Genomic DNA, 1,710 nt, shown 5'->3' on the forward strand with positions numbered 1-1,710 from the left:
TCGGCCCAGATCGGCAGGTGATCCGAGGCCACCCGCGCCAGCGGCGTATCCAGCACGCCCTTGCGTACCACCCGCAGCCCCGGCGAGGTCACGATCCGGTCGAGCTGGCCGATCGGCGCGCGCGAGGGGTAGGTCGCGCCCGGCGCGTGGATGTGAAACCCGGTCAGCGCCTCGAACCCGTGCCGCGCGCGCCATTCATTGAAATCACCGATGGCGAGGGCGGGGTGCGGTTTCACCCCGGCCATGATCTCCGCGATCCGCGCCCATTGCGCGCGCCGATCCGTGCGCCGCAGCCCCAGATGCGCCGCGATCAGCAGGAAGGGCGGGCCGCTGTCGGGCGGCATGTTCACCGCAATCGCGCCGCGTGGCTCGAGACCGGGTAGGGTGACCGGCTCGACCCCCAGCACCCGCGAGCCGCGCCGCACCAGAACGACCTGCCCATGCCAGCCCAGCGAGGCGGCGGTGGTGCGGGGCATGTCGTGCCGGATGAAGTCGGTCTCTTCCTCGATCAGCTTTTGCGGCAGTGCCGCCGGTCTCTCGCCCATGCGTTTGTCGACCTCCTGCAAGGCGATCACATCGGCATGCAGCGCATTGATGACATTCACGACCCGCGCCGGATCATGCTTGCGGTCGGTCCCCACGCATTTGTGCAGATTGTAGGAAGCGATCCGAAGTGTCATTTTTCTGAGTGCCTTACAGGGTGTTCTTTATGTGCCGCAGAAGGTCCGATACACCCGTTCATCGGATTTCGGCGCAGCTTCATATGCGGCGTAACGCGGGTCCTCCGCATAGGGATCCGCGAGCGCGGCCATGAGGCTATGGAGCGGGCCGTCATCGCCTTCGACCGCCGCCGCGATCATTTCCTCGATCCGGTGATTGCGCGGGATGCGCAGCGGGTTCGCGGCGGCCATGACGGAGTGCGGATCATCCTCGCTGGCGATCCGCTTTTCCCAGCCCTCGCGCCAGAGATCAAAGGCCATCGGCTCGGTGAATTCCTTGCTCACTGCCTTAGGATCGCGCCGCAACGCACTGAACACGCGCGTGAAATCGGCTTTCTCGGTCGACATGCGGTTCAGCAGATCCTCGATCAGTGGCAGATCGTCCTCGGTCGCTTCCGCGATGCCGATCTTGCGGCCCATCAGTCGCAGCCACTCGCGCTGATAGACGCCGATGAAGCTGTCGACCGCGGCGCTCGCCTGTTCGATGGCGGCATCATCGTCACCGATGAGCGGCATCAGGCAGGTCGCGAATTGCGCGAGGTTCCAGACCGCCACTTGCGGCTGGCGCGCATAGGCATAACGCCCTTGTTGGTCGATGGAAGAGAAGACGCGCCCCGGATGGTAGTGGTCCATGAAAGCGCAGGGGCCATAGTCGATCGTTTCTCCCGACAGCGCCATGTTGTCGGTGTTCATCACGCCATGGATGAAGCCGATCGCCATCCATTTCGCGACCAGCTCGCCTTGCTTTGCTGCGACCGCTCGCAGCACCTCAAGTGGTGTTTCGCAATCGGGATAGTGGCGCTCTATCAATGTGTTGAGGAGCGTTCTTAATCCATCGCGATCATTGCGCGCCGCGAAATACTGGAAGGTGCCCACGCGGATATGGCTGCGCGCGACGCGGGTCAGGATCGCACCGGGACGCCCCGAGGCATCGCGCACCACCGTCTCGCCCGTGCGTACGGCCGCCAGCGCGCGCGTCGTCGGCACGCCC

2 protein-coding genes are annotated in these 1,710 nt (G+C 65.0%); both read right to left on the reverse strand.

Annotated elements, in window-relative coordinates:
• On the reverse strand, window positions 1-680 hold a 680-nt coding region (locus tag B3D39_RS20190; protein WP_286790029.1), incomplete at its 3' end, for an endonuclease/exonuclease/phosphatase family protein.
• A 27-nt stretch (window positions 681-707) separates the two neighbouring features.
• Window positions 708-1,710: protein adenylyltransferase SelO family protein (locus tag B3D39_RS20195; RefSeq protein ID WP_286790030.1), on the reverse strand; the 1,003-nt coding region annotated here is incomplete at its 5' end.

Source organism: Thioclava sp. UBA3469 (assembly GCF_002378135.1).
GTDB lineage: Bacteria > Pseudomonadota > Alphaproteobacteria > Rhodobacterales > Rhodobacteraceae > Thioclava > Thioclava sediminum.